Raw genomic sequence first — 15,058 nt, 5'->3', positions numbered from 1 at the left:
AAGGAGGCTGCGCATGTGTGGACGCTTTGCCATGGATGGCGAGATCAACAGCATGATCGTCGAGTTTATCGAGGAGACCGGGCGCGCTCCGGCCGAGTGGCGGCCGTCGTGGCAGCCTTCCTGGAACATCGCCCCGACCCAGCAGATCCCGATCCTGCTCGAGGCCACGCGGCCCGAGCTGAATCGTGAGCTGCGTTTCGAGAGTGCCTCCTGGTCGCTGGTCCCACGCTGGTCCGAGACGCTGCGCCCCAAGTTCCCCACGTTCAATGCGCGGATCGAAACCGCCGCCGAAAAGCCCACGTTCAAAACCGCGGTCAGGCATCAGCGCGCCGTCGTGTTTGCCACCGGCTACTATGAGTGGCGCACCGAGGACGGGGTCAAGGTGCCCTATTTCATCCGTCCCGCAGCCCATCAGATCACCGCATTTGCCGGGCTCTACTCCTGGTGGCCGGACCCCGCGCTTCCGGAGAATGACCCGGCACGCTGGCACCTCACCGCGACCATCCTGACCCAGCCCACCGCACCCAACCTGGCCGAGATTCATGACCGTAATCCGGTGTTCCTCCCACGGGAGCTGTGGCTCCACTGGATCGACGGCTCGGTTACCGGCGATGCCGCCCTGCTGGGCACGGTGGCCGAGGCCGGAGCCGCCTGGGCGCGGGACTTCCGCGTGGATCGGGTGGGTCCGGTGCGCGGAAACAGTCCCGAACTCATCGACCCGGTGGCCGCCTAGGAACGCCGCACCGATGTCAAGAATCGTCATCCTCCCGGCCCACACGAGCGTGCGGAACAAAATCCACGGGGCCCGCGTTAGACTGATCGAGTGCTCCGGGGTCGGTGTAATTCCGAACCGGCGGTGATAGTCCGCGAACCGCATGGGAAACTTTGTGGCCGAATCGGTGAAATTCCGATACCGACAGTTAGAGTCTGGATGAGAGAAGCACGCTTTGGTGTTTGTTGACGTTTAACATTCCCTTGGTATTTCCCCCGCAGTTTCGCACGCGGAAGGAGAAAAACCATTGAACGTCATTACCTGGCTCTTTGACGCCCAGCTTCACATCGGATCGCAAACGATCCTCTGGCGCGAAATCATCGGCAACGTCTTCGGGCTGATCTGCGCGATCGGCGGCATGCGCCGTAAGTCCTGGGCCTGGCCGGTCGGCATCATCGGCAACCTGCTGCTGCTGACGGTGTTCCTGGGTGCGGTGTTCCACACCCCGAACCCGACAAACCTGCTGGGTCAGGCCGGACGGCAGATCATGTTCCTGATCGTGGCCGTGTACGGCTGGATCCGCTGGCACCAGTCCCGCGGGGGCCAGGCCGTGGCGATCTCGCCGCGCTGGGCCAGCGGGAAGCAGCGCATCTTCCTGGTGGTCGCCCTGGTGGGTGGCACCGCGATCCTCACGCCGGTGTTCCGCGCGCTGGGCTCCTTCGAACCGGTCTGGGCCGACGCCTGGATCTTCATGGGTTCGCTGCTCGCCACCTACGGGATGGCCCGCGGGTGGGTCGAGTTCTGGCTGATCTGGGTGGCCGTGGACGCCGTGGGTGTGCCGCTGCTGGTGAGCGCCGGGTACTACGCCTCGGCGTTTATGTATCTGTTCTACGGGGCCTTCACGCTGATCGGATTCTTTGTGTGGTGGCGGATCAACCGGGTCGAGTCGGCCGCCCGTGCGCTGCTGGATACCGATTCGGCGATGCCGGTGCTGCGCGGCTAAACCCGCACGCGCCGCATGCTCCGCCGTGTCCCCCGCCGCGTCCCGCGCTAGCAGGCGCCGGAACTGCGGACCTCGATCAGGGCGTCGTCGATATCGGCGGCGGTCAGCACGTCGGCACGCGAGTAGACCAGGTGTCCCCCGCGGTAGATCAGCGTGGTCGGGATCGAACGCACACCCAGCTTCTGGGCCAGCTCGGGCTCGGCCACGGTGTCCACCGAGCCATAAAACACGTCCGGGTGCGCGGCCGAGGAGGCCCGGAACACGTCGGCAAAGGCCAGGCAGGGGCCGCACCAGGCGGCCCAGAGATCAAGAATCACCAGGCGGTTGGATTCAAGAACGGATTCGAAGGACTCGGTGGTCACCGGCGTTACGGACATGGTTCCATGCTAAACCCGCCGCCACACCCCGGTGCACGAGCGTGCACCCCGCCGCCGGGCCGCACGGGCACTGCGCTAGGGTGGGGGTTCGTTTATCCGGGAGCGCTAGGCGCGGTAAGGGAGCAGCACAGCATGACACAGCAGATTCGGGTCGGCATCGTGGGGTACGGAAATCTCGGTCGCGGAGTGGAGGCCTCGCTCGCCCTCAACCCGGATCTGGAACTCGTGGGTGTCTTCACCCGGCGCGACCCCGAGGCCCTGAGCCCCGCCCGCCCGGAGACCCGGGTGTTCGGAATCGACGCCCTGGACGGGCTCGAAAACCGGATCGACGTGCTGATTCTCTGTGGCGGCTCCAAGGATGACCTGCCGATCCACGGTCCCGAACTCGCCGCCCGCTTCAGCACCGTGGACAGCTTTGACACCCACGCCCGCGTGCCTGAGTACTTTGCGGCCATGGATGCCGCAACCTCCGGCGAGCGCGTGGCGATCATCTCGGTGGGCTGGGATCCCGGTCTGTTCTCGATCAACCGGCTGTACGGCGAGGCCATCCTCCCCGACGGCGATACGCACACGTTCTGGGGCCGGGGCCTCAGCCAGGGACACTCGGACGCGATCCGTCGCATTCCCGGCGTCGCCGCGGGCGTGCAGTACACGATTCCCTCGGAGGAGGCGATCGCAAAGGTCCGCTCCGGCGAGCGCCCGACCCTCTCCACCCGGGACAAGCACACCCGTGAGTGCGTGATCGTCCTGGAAGACGGGGCCGACGAGGAAGCCATTCGCCAGGCGATCGTGACCATGCCGCACTACTTCGACGAGTATGACACCACGGTCACCGTGATCGACGCCGAGGAGTTTGCCCGCGAACACCGGGCGATGCCGCACGGCGGGTTTGTGATCCGCAGCGGGCAGTCCTCCCCGGGAACCTCCCAGGTGATCGAATACCGGCTCGCCCTGGATTCCAATCCCGAGTTCACCGCGAGCGTGCTGGTGGCCTATGCCCGCGCCGCCGCAAAGCTGAGCGCCCGGGGACAGTTTGGTGCCCACTCGGTGTTGGATATCGCCCCGGCGCTGCTCTCCCCGGACTCCCCCGAGACGCTGCGAGCACGCCTGCTCTAGCACGGTGTTAAGAGCGCGTTAAGAAAGCGCAGTGTGGTGTCAGGACGGCGTTAAGACGATCCCTACACGATCCGTTCCCGAGGTTACCTAGAGAGGCACCCCGCCCGAACCGTTCGGGACCGGGGGTTCCGTCTCGGGAGATTTTCGTGTTAGACATCCTCTTTATCGGCATCACCATCGCGTTCTGCGCGCTGTGTGCGTGGGCCGCTCGTGGAATCGAGAAGCTATGAGCCTCGACTCCATCACCGGACTCGTTCTGATTGTCCTGGCCCTCGGTTATCTGACCGTGGCCCTGCTGCACCCGGAGCGCTTCTGATGGCCGCGCTGATCCCGGGGATCCTGCAGATCCTCCTCGTTTTCGCCGCACTCGCACTCTGCTATCGCCCGCTGGGCGACTATATGGCGCGGGTGTTCACCACGACGAGCCACTGGCGGGTAGAGCGTGCGATCTATCGCCTCGGAGGCATCAACCCCGACGCCGAACAGGGCTGGCGCTCCTACCTGCGCTCGCTGCTGTGGTTCTCGCTGGTTTCCATCCTGCTGCTCTACCTGATTGTGCGCACCCAGTCGGTGCTGCCCTTCGCCGGTGGACACACCGGGCTGACCCCCGACCAGGCGTGGAACACCGCCGTGTCCTTTGTGACCAACACCAACTGGCAGTCCTACTCCGGTGAGGCCGCGCTCGGCGTGACCGCCCAGGCCGTGGGTCTGGCCGTGCAGAACTTCCTCTCCGCCGCGGTGGGTATCGCGGTGGCCGTCGCGCTGTTCCGCGGACTGGCCCGCACCGAAACTACCCAGCTGGGTAACTTCTGGGTGGACCTGGTGCGCGGCAGCGTGCGCATCCTGCTGCCGCTGTCCACGGTCTTCGCGATTGTGCTGCTGGCCGGTGGCGTGGTCCAGAACCTCGCCGACCCGGTCACCGTGCACACCCTCGGCGGCGCGGTTCAGCACATCCCCGGTGGAACGGTGGCCTCCCAGGAGGCGATCAAGAACCTCGGAACCAACGGTGGCGGGTACTTCAATGCCAACGCCGCCCACCCCTTCGAGAACCCCAGTGCCTGGACCAACCTGCTGCAGGTGTTCCTGATGCTGCTGATCCCGGTGGCCCTGACCCGCACCTTCGGTGTGATGATCGGCAGCAAGAAGCACGGCTTGGCGATCCTCTCGGCCATGGGTATCCTCTACATCGCCTCCCTGGCCGGTGTGATCGCCTCCGAGCTGGTCAACGCCAGCGGAGCCCTGCACGCCGCCGGTTCGGCGCTCGAGGGCAAGGAGCTGCGCTTCGGCGTGATCGGATCGGACTTCTTCGCGGTCAGCACCACGATGACCTCGACCGGTGCCACCGACGCCGCACACTCAAGCTTCACCCCGCTGGGTGGCGGGCTGCTGGTGCTCAACATGGTGCTCGGTGAGATCTCCCCCGGTGGTGTTGGCTCGGGCATGTACGGCATGCTGATGATCGCAATCCTCTCGGTCTTCATCGCCGGCCTGATGGTTGGACGCACCCCCGAATACCTGGGCAAGAAGATCGGCCCCAGCCAGATGAAGCTCGCCTCGCTGGCCATCCTGGTGATGCCCGCGACCGTGCTGATCGGCACCGCGGTGGCCTTCTCGCTGCCCAGTGTGCGCGCCTCCCTCAGTACCAGCGGACCACACGGCCTGACCGAACTGCTGTACGCGTTTGTCTCGGCGGCCAATAACAATGGTTCAGCCTTTGCCGGGCTGAGTGCCAACACCCCGGTGCTCAACGTGATGCTGGGACTGGTGATGCTCGCCGGTAGATTCCTGCCGATCATCCTGGTCCTCGCCCTCGCCAGCACCTTCGCCGAGCAGCGCCGCGTACCGGATACCGCCGGTACCCTGCCGACCCACCGTCCGCTCTTCATCGGCGTGATGGCCGGTGTAGCACTCCTGGTGTCCGCACTGACCTTCCTGCCGGCCCTGGCGCTCGGCCCGATCGCAGAGGCGCTCGGCTAATGACTACCCCCACCACAGAAACAACCTCGGATCCTCTAGGGAGCACCGTGTCCACGTCCACCACTACCACCGCACAACCGGCCACCAAGGCCGCCACTGCCCGCACCAGCGGGGGCGCGTTTAGCCCCCGCCAGATGGTGTCCTCCATCCCCGCGGCCCTGCGCAAGCTCGACCCGCGCATCATGATCAAGACCCCGGTCATGTTCCTGGTCGAGGTGGGTGCCGCCTTCACCACCGTGATGGCGATCATCAGCCCGAGCCTGTTTGCCTGGGGCATCGCCATCTGGCTGTGGCTCACCGTGGTCTTTGCCAACCTGGCCGAGGCCGTGGCCGAGGGACGCGGACGGGCCCAGGCCGACTCGCTGCGTGCCGCTCGCACCACCACCACCGCGGCACGACTGGACGCAAACGGTCACATCGAGATCGTCCCGGCGACCGCGCTGCGCCGCGACGACCGGGTGAGGGTGCGCGCCGGAGAGGTGATCCCCGGTGACGGCGACGTGATCGAGGGTGCCGCAACCGTGGACGAGTCCGCGGTGACCGGCGAATCCGCCCCGGTGATCCGCGAATCCGGTGGCGACCGCTGTGCCGTCACCGGTGGCACCCGGGTGCTCTCGGACACCATCATCGTGCAGATCACCAGCGAACCCGGCGAGACCTTCCTCGACCGGATGATCGCCCTGGTGGAGGGTGCCACCCGGCAGAAGACCCCCAACGAGATCGCACTGAACATCCTGCTGGCCGTGCTGACCATCATCTTCCTGCTGGTGATCCTCAACCTCCAGCCGCTGGCCATCTTCTCCGGGGCTCGGCAGTCGCTCATCGTCCTGACCGCGCTGCTGGTCTGTCTGATCCCCACCACGATCGGCGCGCTGCTCTCGGCCATCGGCATCGCCGGCATGGACCGCCTGGTTCAGCGTGGCGTGCTGGCCCGCTCGGGCCGCGCGGTCGAGGCCGCCGGGGACGTGAGCACCCTGCTGCTGGATAAGACCGGTACGATCACCGAGGGTGACCGCAAAGCCACCGGCCTGCTGCCCGTGACCGGCGTGAGCGCCGATGATCTGGCCCGCGCCGCCCGCCTCTCCTCCCTCGCCGACGAAACCCCCGAGGGCCGTTCGGTGGTGACCTTTGCCGAGGAGCAGTTCCCCGCCCAGAGCGCGATCGCCGCCCCGGCCGACGCCGAGTTTGTGCCCTTCCAGGCCAAGACCCGGATGAGCGCGATCGTGCTGCCCACCGGCGAGAAGATCGTCAAGGGTGCCACCAACGAGGTACTCGCCTGGGTCGAGGCCCATGACGGTACCGTACCCGCCGATGCGCGCACCATCGCCGATGAGGTCTCCGCCGGGGGTGGCACCGCCCTGGTGGTGGCCACCCACGCCCCCGAGATGCCCGCCCGGGTGCTCGGCGTGATCCGCCTGTCGGACATCGTCAAGGCCGGCATGCCCGAGCGCTTCGCTCGGCTGCGGGCGATGGGTATCCGCACGGTCATGATCACCGGTGACAACCGGCTGACCGCGCAGGCCATCGCCGCAGAGGCCGGGGTCGACGACTTCCTGGCCGAGGCGACCCCCGAGGATAAGCTCGCCCTGATCCGCCGCGAACAGGAGGGCGGCCACCTGGTCGCCATGACCGGGGATGGCACCAACGACGCCCCGGCGCTCGCCCAGGCCGACGTGGGTGTCGCGATGAACACCGGCACCTCCGCCGCCAAGGAGGCGGGCAACATGGTGGACCTCGACTCGGACCCCACCAAGCTGATCGAGATCGTCGAGATCGGTAAGCAGCTGCTCATCACCCGCGGCGCACTCACCACCTTCTCGATTGCCAACGACGTGGCCAAGTACTTCGCGGTCATCCCGGCCATGTTTGTGGCCGCATTCCCGGGCCTTGCGGCGCTCAACATCATGGGCCTGCACTCCCCCGAGTCGGCGATCCTCTCGGCGGTGATCTTCAACGCCCTGGTCATCATCGTGCTCATCCCGCTGGCCCTGCGCGGCGTGCGCTACCGCCCCCAGGCGGCGGCCAAGCTACTCGGCCACAACCTGCTCGTGTTTGGTGTGGGCGGGCTGATCATCCCCTTCCTCGGGATCAAGGTCATCGACCTCATCCTGACCCTCATCCCCGGCCTCAACTAAAAACGATCCGATCTAAGGTTCACGAACATGTCTGCATCCTCCTCACTGCGCTCCTTCGGGACCGCGCTGCGCACCCTCCTGGTGCTCACGGTCCTGCTGGGTATCCTCTACCCGGCGGCCATCCTCCTGGTGGGCCGGGCCATGCCCGCGGCCGCCGACGGCTCGCTGGTCTCCGACCACGGCAAGGTCGTGGGATCCTCGCTGATCGGCCAGGACTTCACCGGCGACACCTGGTTCCACCCGCGCCCCTCGGCCGGCAAGTACGATGCGCTGAACTCCGGTGCCTCCAACCTTGCCCCCACCTCCAAGGACCTGGCCAAGCAGATCGATGATCTGCGCGCCCAGGTCGCCAAAACCGAGAACGTGTCCCCGGACAAGGTTCCCGCCGATGCGCTGACTGCCAGCGCGTCGGGCCTCGACCCGGACATCTCCCCGGAGTACGCTCGGCTACAGAGCGCACGCGTGGCCGCCGCCCGTCACCTCTCCGAGGAGACCGTGGCCAGACTCGTGCGCGAACACACCGAGGAACCGCTGCTGGGGTTCATCGGCGTCCCAACCGTCAACGTGCTGGAGCTGAACCTGGCTCTGGAGCACGCCGCAGGAAGCGAGGCTCAGTGAGCGAACGGGTTGCCCGTGGCACCCTCAAGGTCTACCTCGGTTTCGCGCCGGGCGTGGGAAAAACCTTCACCATGTTGAAGGATGCCCACGACCGGCACGCGGCCGGGGTCGACGTGGTGGTGGGGCTGATCGAGGACCACGGTCGGGAGCGCACCCGCGAGCTGCGAGCGGGCATCCCGGCGATTCCGCTGCGCGAGGTGTCCTACCGCGGCGGCAGCTTCCGCGAGCTCGACGTGGACGCGATCTTGGCACGCAAACCCACGCTAGCCATCGTGGACGAGCTGGCCCACAGCGTGGTGCACACCGAGGGCACCACCGGCGGTCCTGAGAAGCGCTGGGAGGAGGTGCAGACCCTGCTGGATGCGGGGATCAACGTCTACACGACCCTGAACATTCAACACCTGGAATCCCTCAACGACGTGGTCACCGCGATCACCGGGATCACCCAGCGCGAAACCATCCCCGACCGGGTGCTGCGCGCCGCCGATGAGATCGAGCTGGTGGACCTCACCCCGGATGAACTGCGCGCCCGACTCGGCGCCGGACACGTGTATCCGGCCAACCGGGTGGACGCGGCCCTCGCCAACTACTTCCGAATCGGCAACCTCACCGCCCTGCGTGAACTCGCGCTGCTGTGGCTCGCCGATCAGGTGGATGAGCTGCTGGAGAAGTACCGCACCCAAAAGAGCATCAACACCACCTGGCCCGCCCGCGAGCGCATCGTGGTCGCGGTGACCGGCGGCCCGGAAACCGAGACACTGCTGCGCCGCGGGGTCCGCATCGTGGGTCGGATCGCCGGACGCGAGCTGCTGGCCGTGCACGTGATCCAGGACGATGGCCTGCGCGCCTCCGACGCCACCGCGCTTGCCCGCGCCCGCACGCTGGTCGAGGAGCTTGGCGGCACCTGGCACACCGTGGTGGGTGAGGACCCGGCCAAGGCGCTGCTCGACTTTGCCCGCTCGGTCAACGCCTCCCAGCTGGTGCTCGGTGTCAGCCGCTCGGGCTGGCTGCGCCGCCTGCGCGGACCGGGCATCGGTTCGCGCGTGATCGCCGCGGCCGGCAATATCGACGTACACATGGTCACCCATCAGGCCGCACACGGCAAGCGCGAACCGCGCGCCCGTCGCGGGGCCGCGCTGACCCGCTCGCGCCGAATCGCCGGGTGGATCGCCGCCCTGGTCGGCCCGGTTGTGGTCACCGCGCTCTTCCTCAGCTTCGGCCCCGGGGCGACCTCGCTGAGCCTGACCCTGCTGGGCTACATCACCCTGGTGGTGTTTGTGGCGCTGCTCGGCGGATTCTGGCCGGCGATCATCGCCGCGCTGGTGGGCACCGCACTGGTCAACTGGTTCTTCACCCCGCCCGTGCACACCCTGACCATCTACCAGAGCGAGAACGTGGTCGCGCTGGTGCTGTTCCTCCTGGTGGCCGCCGGGGTGGCGCGCGTGGTGGACCTTGCCGCCCGGCGCACCACCGAGGCCGCCGCGGCCCAGGCCCAGGCCGCCTTGCTCTCCGAGCTCGCCGGGGGTGTGCTGCGCGAGGGGGCCTCGGTGCAGTCGCTGCTCGACAGCCTGCGCGAAACCTTCAGCCAGGACGCGGTCACCCTGGCCTCGCACAATCCCGAACCCACCGGTGCCGATGTGTGGCAGGCCGTGGCGACCTCGGGACCCGCGTGTCAGGGACCGGGCTCGGCAACCAGCACAATCCGGATCGACAAGACCCACGCGCTGCTGCTCGTGGGCGCGCCGGTTTCGGCCTCCGATCAGCGCGTCCTGGAGGCCTATGCGGGCCGCCTGCTCGGCGTCCTTGCCCAGGACGAGCTGGACCGTGCCCGCGTGCAGGCCCAGGAGCTCGCCGCCGGCAACTCGATCCGCACCGCGCTGCTGGCCGCGGTCTCCCACGACCTGCGCACCCCGCTGGCGGGGATCAAGGCCGCGGTGTCGAGCCTCCGGTTGCCGGATGTGGAGTTCAGCGCCGAGGATGAGGCCGCCCTGCTGCTCACCATCGAGGACTCCACCGACCGGCTCAACACCCTGGTCACCAACCTGCTGGACATGAGTCGGATACAGGCCGGGGAGATCCGGCTCGAACAGGCGCCGCTGGAGGCCGCCGACGTGGTGGCCGGCGCGCTGGCCGCGCTGCCCGGGGATCTCGACATCTCGCTGTCGATTCCCGAGGATCTGCGCCTGCTTGGCGACTACGGGCTGCTGGTGCGCATCCTCGCCAACCTGCTGGATAACGCGCTCAATCACGGCGCGGGTGCCCAGGTCGGGGTGTCCGGGGGCCGGGTCGAGGATCGGGTGGAGCTGCGTGTGATCGATCACGGACCGGGCATCCCCCGCACCGAACAGGACACGGTGTTCCGGCCCTTCCAGCGCCTGGGTGATGCCCCGGCCGGAACCGGGATCGGGCTGGGACTCGCCGTGGCGCGGGGCCTGACCGAGGGAATCGGTGGCACCCTGGAGATAGAGGAAACCCCCGGCGGGGGTGCCACGATGGTGCTCGCCCTCCCCGCCGCGGATCCCACCCATCCATCCGAGAGGAGCCCGAGTTGAGCACGGTACTCGTGGTGGAAGACGACGCCAACATCGCCCGCGCCCTGCTGGTGAACCTGCGGGCGCGCGGCTACCGCGCGCTGCACGCCCCCGACGGCACTCGCGCCCTGGACCTTGCCGCGCACGAACATCCCGACGTGATCCTGCTGGATCTCGGTCTGCCGGATGTGAGCGGGCTCACGGTGATTCGCGGGATCCGCGGATGGTCGCGGGTGCCGATCCTGATCGTGTCCGCCCGGCAGGAATCCGCGAGCAAGATCGAGGCGCTGGATGCCGGGGCCGACGACTATGTGACCAAGCCGTTTGCGATGGATGAGCTGCTCGCCCGACTGCGGGCGGCCCTGCGCCGCGGCACGCCCGAACAGGCAGAGGCCAGCGTGACCACCGCCGACGGGCGACTCGAAATCGATCTGGCCACCAAACGGGTCCGGGTCGAGGGCACCCCGATCAGCCTGACCCCCACCGAGTGGCTGCTGGTTGAGCAGTTCGCCCGCAACCCCGAACGCCTACTCAGCCAGACCGAACTGCTGCACGCGGTCTGGGGCCCCGAATACGGGCGGGAAACCAACTATCTGCGGGTGTATCTGTCCCAGATCCGCCAGAAGCTTGAGGTTGACGGATCCCGGCCACGCTACTTCGTCACCGAGCTGGGGATGGGGTATCGCTTTACCCCCTCGGGCGGCTAGGTCACCCCACGCCGCCTACACTCACGAAACACCCACACACAATCCCCTAAACTGGGACAGCCCTTCGAAAGGAGCCGTCCATGACGAGCGATCGACTCCCCCAGTCCGACAGCACCGCTACCGCCGGCGAGATTACCGGTATGCGCCGCGCCCCGCGCCAGGAGCGCAGCGAAAAGCGCGTGACCCTGATTCTGGACACCTTTGCCCAGCTTATTGACGAGGTTGGCTATTCGGCCATCTCGCTCTCCCTGCTGGCCCGCCGGGTGGGCATGTCCGGCCCCGGAATCTACCGCTACTTCGATGGGCTACCCGCCGTGGCTCGCGCGCTGGCCACCCGCAACCAGGAGCGCGTATTCGAGGCGATTGTGGCCCGCATCTCGCACCGTCCCGAGGCCGACTGGGACGAGGCCGTGACCGACGTCATCGCCGGCTACGCCGACTTCTTCCGCACCGAGCCGGGTTTCCGTTGGCTGCGGCTGGGCAACATTATCGACGAGCACCAGGATGATGCCACCGAAACCAACCGGATGATTGCCGCGCGTCGCGTGGGCGAGCTGTTTGCCAACCACTTCAACGTGGTCCCGCGTCCCGACTTTGGTCGCCACATCGAGGTTGTGGTGGAGGTCACCGACTCGCTGGTCGCGCGGGCGTTTGAGCTCTCCCCCGAGGGCGATGAGTTCTTCCTCACCGAGTCGGCCCGCATGGTGGTCACCTACGTGGGCGACTACCTCGAGCGCACCCGCCCCGCGGGTTCCCCGGGCACCCCACCCAAGACCCCCAAGGGCTAGTCACCGGCCGCCGCGGACCTCGCGGGCTAATCACCCGTCGGACGCGCGCCCTCGCGGGCTCCGACGCCACGCCACGGTCTAGGAGGCGCGGGGAATCCCGGCCAGGATGGCCTCATCGGCGGCGCTGTCATAGCGGTCGCGGTTGTCCAGGACATCCTCGATATGGGATTCCGCCCAGACCTGAAGTGCCTTCAGGGGCTCTTCGAGGGTGCGTCCCAGCTCGGTGAGGGCATAGCGCCCGTCGGCACGAATCAGCATGCCATCGCGCTCCAGGGAGCGCAGCGTGTCGGTCAAAACCTTCTTGCTGATGCCCTCGATCCGGGTGTGCAGCTCGCCAAAGCGCAGCGGGCCGGCCACCAGGCTGATCACGATCATCGCCGTCCACTTATTCGCGATCTGCGCAAGCGAGGTGCGCGAGGGGCAGCTGCGCGAAAAGATGTTCCACTCCACAGGTCTTCCATTCACTCCGGGTTGCCCCCAGCCTAGTGCCGAGATGCCGGTTACGTTGAGGTAACCGGCACCCTCCTGACATAACTGTCCTAGGACAACCCCAAGGAGAAATCATGAGCATTCCCGCCGCCTACCAGCGCTACGAAGACGCCCTCGCCACCGGAGACATGGCAGCCCTGGCCGCCGCCCTGCACCCCGCGGTCGTGTGGCACCAGCCCGGCGCCAACCCGCTCTCCGGCGACCATGTCGGACCCAACGCGGTACTCGCCCTGCTGGGTGGGTTTATGGAGCGCAGCCAGGGCACCTTTGCCCTGCAGACCCAGACCCGCATGGTCAACGGTGACACCGTGGCCACCACCGTGGCCTTCTCGGCACAGCGCCCCGGACGCCCCGACCTGGGCATGAACGGGGTGGATGTGTTCCGTATCGCCGATGACCGCATCGCCGAAATCTGGCTCTTCAGCACCGACCAGGATGCCGAAGACGCCTTCTGGCAGGACTAGGGCGATCGAGCGCCCGTGAACTCTGGATAAACGGGCGCTTTCACCCCCTCCTCACGGCGTTTTCAAATCGATTCGACCGCTACAGTTGAACGTGTGAGTGTTTCCCCTTCCCCCGCACAGGATTCCCTGTTTTCCCGCCGTTTTTTGAGTGTCACCCTGGGCGCCTGCGCCCTGGTATTTTTGGGCGCTTTTGAGTCGATGGCGGTCACGACCATCATGCCCGTGATCAGTGCCGATCTGAACGGACAATCCCTCTACGCCCTGGCTTTTGCCGGCCCCCTGGCCACCGGCATTATCGGCATGGTGGTGGCGGGCAACTGGGCCGACCGCTCCGGTCCCACCCGGCCGTTACTGGCCGCGGTGACGATGTTTACCATCGGCCTGATCGCCTCGGGCCTGGCCACCGCGATGTTCCCGTTCCTGCTGGGCCGCCTGGCCCAGGGCATGGGCGGCGGCGCGATCACCGTGGCCCTCTACGTGATGGTCGCCCGCGCACTGCCTCCGCGCCTGCACCCGCCGATGTTTGCCTGCTTCTCCGCCGCCTGGGTTTTGCCCTCGCTGGTGGGACCGGTGATTGCCGGATTCGTCGCCGACACCTGGAGCTGGCACTGGGTCTTCCTGGGTGTGGTGGTCCTGGTGGTGTGCGCCCTGGCACTGGTTACCCCGACGCTGCGCCGCCTTTCGGCCAGCGAGCACACGCTGCGCGCCGCGGATGCAGACGGCACCGCCCCGGTGCGCGCCGCCTGGGACGCCCCGCGCATCCTCTGGGCCACCCTGGCCGCCGTGTCCGTGCTGACCCTGAGCCTGGCGGGCGAGCAGGGTCCCGGCGGCCTGGTGGTTGCCGTGGTCGCCCTGGCGATCGGGCTGATCGCCGTCCGCCCGCTGCTGCCCGCGGGTGTACTGGGACTGCGCCGGGGTCTGCCCGGTGTCATCCGCATGCGCGCGGTGGTCGCCGCCACCTTCTTTGGTGCGGAGATCTACGTGCCCTACCTGCTGATCGAGCACTACGACTTCTCCCCCACCGCCGCGGGCTTCGCGCTCACCGGTGGTGCCGTGAGCTGGGCCGTGGGTTCGGCGCTGCAGGGTCGGATGGGCGACCGCCTGCCCAACGCGTTCATCGCCCGCAGCGCCCCGATCATCGCGTTTGTGGCAATCGGCGGGCTCTTTGCGGTTGCACTGCTGCACCTCTCGCCGTGGATCGCGCTGGCCGCCTGGACCGTCGCCGGGCTCGGGGTGGGCATGCTCTACCCGCGCCTGGGTGTGCTGACCCTGGCCCACTCGACCCCCACCAACCAGGGCTTTAACTCGGCGGCACTGACCATCGCCGACTCGTTTGGAAGCGCCATCTCGCTGGCCATCGCCGGGGTGCTGTTCAGCTCGGCCCTGATCGGAGGAAGCGGGCCGTTCCTGCTGGTCTTCGCCTTCACCGCGGCCCTGGCGCTGGTCGCGCTGGCGATCTCGTCGCGGATGCTCGGCGGACTGCCGGCGAGCGTGGAACCCACGCCGACGATGCCGGTCACCGTGGTGCCCGCGGATCCGCACACCGGCCCGATCACCCTGATCTCCGCCGAGGAGATCGCCGTGCACACCGGGACCATCACGATTGTCTCGCCGACGCAGCCCGAGGACTAGGGCTCAAACGAGCGCGCATCCCCCTCGGGCAGCGTGTCGGTGAACAGCTTCATGGTGAGGTGCGAGTCCACCCGGGTCACCGGGGAGAGCGTGGAGAGCTTGGACGTGAGGAACATCTCATAGGCATCCGAGTCGGACACGGCAACCCGGATGTAGTAGTCGGGGCGGCCAAACATTCGGCGCAGCTCCACCACCTCGGGCATCGCGATCACGTCCTGCTCAAACTTCTCCATCGTGACCCGGTCGTTGACCCCGATGTCCACGGCCACCACCACCTCGAAGCCCCGACCCATCGCGGTGTAGTCCACCTGGGCGCCGTAGCCGGCGATGATCCCCGCCTCCTCCAGACGACGCACGCGTCGCAGGCACGGGGGCGGGGTCAGCCCCACCCGGCGGGCCAGATCCACGTTGGACATCCGTCCGTCGCGCGCAAGCAGTAACAATATCTCTTGATCGATGGCGTCCAGGGCGGGTTTGTTGCTCATAATTACCATTCTAGGTTCATATCG

15 protein-coding genes and 1 riboswitch are annotated in these 15,058 nt (G+C 67.4%); of the genes, 12 read left to right on the top strand and 3 right to left on the bottom strand.

Annotation, left to right across the window (positions count from 1 at the left end; all coding sequences use genetic code 11):
• Positions 1–13: 13 nt before the first annotated feature.
• Positions 14–733: an SOS response-associated peptidase gene (locus M2390_RS05885; protein WP_259177594.1), complete on the top strand. Its 720-nt coding sequence runs from the start codon at positions 14–16 to the stop codon at positions 731–733.
• A gap of 86 nt (positions 734–819) precedes the next feature.
• Positions 820–948, top strand: a riboswitch (FMN riboswitch).
• Positions 949–1,019: 71 nt separating this feature from the next.
• Entirely contained in the window at positions 1,020–1,715 is a 696-nt protein-coding gene (pnuC, locus tag M2390_RS05880; RefSeq protein ID WP_043321983.1) for a nicotinamide riboside transporter PnuC, read from the top strand.
• Positions 1,716–1,762: 47 nt separating this feature from the next.
• Here pnuC and M2390_RS05875 read toward each other — a convergent pair whose 3' ends face one another.
• Positions 1,763–2,092: a co-chaperone YbbN gene (locus tag M2390_RS05875; protein WP_259177593.1), complete on the bottom strand. Its 330-nt coding sequence runs from the start codon at positions 2,090–2,092 to the stop codon at positions 1,763–1,765.
• 132 nt (positions 2,093–2,224) lie between these two features.
• Here M2390_RS05875 and M2390_RS05870 point away from each other — a divergent pair, with 132 nt between their 5' ends.
• The 8 genes from M2390_RS05870 (at position 2,225) to M2390_RS05835 (ending at position 11,964) form a co-directional block, all read left to right on the top strand.
• A complete protein-coding gene (locus tag M2390_RS05870; protein ID WP_259177592.1) occupies positions 2,225–3,208 on the top strand; it encodes a diaminopimelate dehydrogenase in 984 nt (327 codons plus the stop codon).
• Positions 3,209–3,434: 226 nt separating this feature from the next.
• On the top strand, positions 3,435–3,524 hold the full coding sequence (gene kdpF / locus M2390_RS05865; protein WP_121647648.1) for a K(+)-transporting ATPase subunit F: 90 nt from the start codon (positions 3,435–3,437) through the stop codon (positions 3,522–3,524).
• On the top strand, positions 3,524–5,185 hold the full coding sequence (gene kdpA / locus M2390_RS05860; protein WP_259177591.1) for a potassium-transporting ATPase subunit KdpA: 1,662 nt from the start codon (positions 3,524–3,526) through the stop codon (positions 5,183–5,185). Before kdpF ends, kdpA begins: the two co-directional genes overlap by 1 nt.
• Entirely contained in the window at positions 5,185–7,320 is a 2,136-nt protein-coding gene (gene kdpB / locus M2390_RS05855) for a potassium-transporting ATPase subunit KdpB (protein ID WP_396822620.1), read from the top strand. Before kdpA ends, kdpB begins: the two co-directional genes overlap by 1 nt.
• A gap of 27 nt (positions 7,321–7,347) precedes the next feature.
• Complete coding sequence (gene kdpC / locus M2390_RS05850; RefSeq protein ID WP_259177590.1) at positions 7,348–7,938, top strand: potassium-transporting ATPase subunit KdpC; 591 nt, start codon at positions 7,348–7,350, stop codon at positions 7,936–7,938.
• Positions 7,935–10,490 carry an ATP-binding protein gene (locus M2390_RS05845; RefSeq protein WP_259177589.1) on the top strand — a complete coding sequence of 852 codons (2,556 nt, stop codon included), beginning with the start codon at positions 7,935–7,937 and terminating at the stop codon, positions 10,488–10,490. The genes kdpC and M2390_RS05845 overlap by 4 nt, the downstream gene beginning before the upstream one ends.
• Positions 10,487–11,176 carry a response regulator gene (locus M2390_RS05840; protein ID WP_121688775.1) on the top strand — a complete coding sequence of 230 codons (690 nt, stop codon included), beginning with the start codon at positions 10,487–10,489 and terminating at the stop codon, positions 11,174–11,176. Before M2390_RS05845 ends, M2390_RS05840 begins: the two co-directional genes overlap by 4 nt.
• A gap of 80 nt (positions 11,177–11,256) precedes the next feature.
• Complete coding sequence (locus M2390_RS05835) at positions 11,257–11,964, top strand: TetR/AcrR family transcriptional regulator (protein ID WP_259177588.1); 708 nt, start codon at positions 11,257–11,259, stop codon at positions 11,962–11,964.
• 78 nt (positions 11,965–12,042) lie between these two features.
• Here M2390_RS05835 and M2390_RS05830 read toward each other — a convergent pair whose 3' ends face one another.
• Positions 12,043–12,414 carry a helix-turn-helix domain-containing protein gene (locus tag M2390_RS05830; protein ID WP_259177587.1) on the bottom strand — a complete coding sequence of 124 codons (372 nt, stop codon included), beginning with the start codon at positions 12,412–12,414 and terminating at the stop codon, positions 12,043–12,045.
• A gap of 113 nt (positions 12,415–12,527) precedes the next feature.
• On the opposite strand from M2390_RS05830, the gene M2390_RS05825 reads away from it, so the two are divergent.
• Both M2390_RS05825 and M2390_RS05820 read left to right on the top strand, forming a co-directional pair.
• Positions 12,528–12,917: a nuclear transport factor 2 family protein gene (locus M2390_RS05825; protein WP_259177586.1), complete on the top strand. Its 390-nt coding sequence runs from the start codon at positions 12,528–12,530 to the stop codon at positions 12,915–12,917.
• 93 nt (positions 12,918–13,010) lie between these two features.
• Positions 13,011–14,549 (top strand): MFS transporter, encoded by a 1,539-nt coding sequence (locus tag M2390_RS05820; RefSeq protein ID WP_259177585.1) that lies wholly within the window; start codon positions 13,011–13,013, stop codon positions 14,547–14,549.
• Here M2390_RS05820 and M2390_RS05815 read toward each other — a convergent pair.
• Complete coding sequence (locus M2390_RS05815) at positions 14,546–15,034, bottom strand: Lrp/AsnC family transcriptional regulator (protein ID WP_081864054.1); 489 nt, start codon at positions 15,032–15,034, stop codon at positions 14,546–14,548. The genes M2390_RS05820 and M2390_RS05815 overlap by 4 nt on opposite strands.
• Between the last annotated feature and the right edge of the window lie 24 nt (positions 15,035–15,058).

It is taken from the genome of Mycetocola sp. BIGb0189, assembly GCF_024810155.1.
Classification (GTDB): domain Bacteria; phylum Actinomycetota; class Actinomycetes; order Actinomycetales; family Microbacteriaceae; genus Mycetocola; species Mycetocola lacteus.
The sequence above is the reverse complement of the archived record's forward strand: the minus strand, read 5'-3'. Positions and strand labels throughout refer to the sequence as shown.

Excerpts from the sequence above, each read along its gene's own strand:
- M2390_RS05885 (WP_259177594.1), top strand. The coding sequence starts at position 14 with ATGTGTGGACGCTTTGCCATGGATGGCGAGATCAACAGCATGATCGTC.
- M2390_RS05875 (WP_259177593.1), bottom strand. The coding sequence starts at position 2,092 with ATGTCCGTAACGCCGGTGACCACCGAGTCCTTCGAATCCGTTCTTGAA.
- M2390_RS05870 (WP_259177592.1), top strand. The coding sequence starts at position 2,225 with ATGACACAGCAGATTCGGGTCGGCATCGTGGGGTACGGAAATCTCGGT.
- kdpF (WP_121647648.1), top strand. The coding sequence starts at position 3,435 with ATGAGCCTCGACTCCATCACCGGACTCGTTCTGATTGTCCTGGCCCTC.
- kdpA (WP_259177591.1), top strand. The coding sequence starts at position 3,524 with ATGGCCGCGCTGATCCCGGGGATCCTGCAGATCCTCCTCGTTTTCGCC.
- kdpB (WP_396822620.1), top strand. The coding sequence starts at position 5,185 with ATGACTACCCCCACCACAGAAACAACCTCGGATCCTCTAGGGAGCACC.
- kdpC (WP_259177590.1), top strand. The coding sequence starts at position 7,348 with ATGTCTGCATCCTCCTCACTGCGCTCCTTCGGGACCGCGCTGCGCACC.
- M2390_RS05835 (WP_259177588.1), top strand. The coding sequence starts at position 11,257 with ATGACGAGCGATCGACTCCCCCAGTCCGACAGCACCGCTACCGCCGGC.
- M2390_RS05825 (WP_259177586.1), top strand. The coding sequence starts at position 12,528 with ATGAGCATTCCCGCCGCCTACCAGCGCTACGAAGACGCCCTCGCCACC.
- M2390_RS05815 (WP_081864054.1), bottom strand. The coding sequence starts at position 15,034 with ATGAGCAACAAACCCGCCCTGGACGCCATCGATCAAGAGATATTGTTA.